This is a genomic window from Frankia sp. CcWB3, assembly GCF_977927595.1.
Genome location: NZ_CDWRCK010000329.1, coordinates 1 through 816 on the forward strand (window position 1 = coordinate 1; position 816 = coordinate 816).

At 59.4% G+C, this 816-nt stretch carries 1 protein-coding gene; it reads right to left on the reverse strand.

Annotated features, from left to right (window positions below):
* Positions 1–816: substrate-binding domain-containing protein (locus tag ACY5KJ_RS18495; protein ID WP_462203958.1), on the reverse strand; the 816-nt coding region annotated here is incomplete at both ends.

An 816-nucleotide genomic window follows, 5' to 3' on the forward strand; every position in this document is an offset into this window, starting at 1 on the left:
TTACTTCATTACGTCCCCTAAGAGCTTTGACGTCAAAAGGACTGGTGTCAAAACTGGTCACGTAAACACCGCTCTTGTTGCGCTGGCTGAGAGCTGTCACCGCGCCCTGTGCGGCAATTCCAAAGCTCGTGAAGATTGCCTTGATATCGGGGTCGCGCGCCAGGATCGCATTCATTTTCACTGTTGCCGTCTGAGGCGATACGTCGGTGATCTCCGCACCCAGGTAATCGATGTTCGGATACTTTTTGATCTCGCTTTCGAAGTTGTGCAACCGCTGGTCGGCCGGCGTACTCACGCCTGGCGTGAAGCCGAGGCCCGCAACCTTGCCACCCTCGATTCCGAGGTGTTTCGCGATGAGTTCCGCGGACAGCCGGCCGCCGGCGGCCTCGTCCGCGATGACCTCCGAGGCAAGCGGATCTTTCTTAGTCAGTGTGTTCAAAGCAGTCACGATCGGAATCCCCTGGGCCTTGGCCTTGGAGAGGGGCGCGTACATCGCATTGGCGTCGGCCACGCTGATCATGAGTCCGTCGGGCTTGTCAGCCAGGACCGAGTTGAGGATCGGCGTCATCGCGGCGGCCGAGAACTCCTTGGGATACTGGACGGTGACGGTGGCACCAATCTTACCCGCTTTGATCTTGGCGCCACACGCGATCGCATAGTAGGCGGGATCCTCAACCGCGCCGATGTAGGCGAAGCGCAGGCCGTTGCCGGCCTTACCCGCCGTGGTGCTCTGAGCCGACTGGCTGCTTTCACCGGACCCGCAGGCGGATACGGCACAAAGGGGACGTAATGAAGTAACAAATACGTGATCGAGAG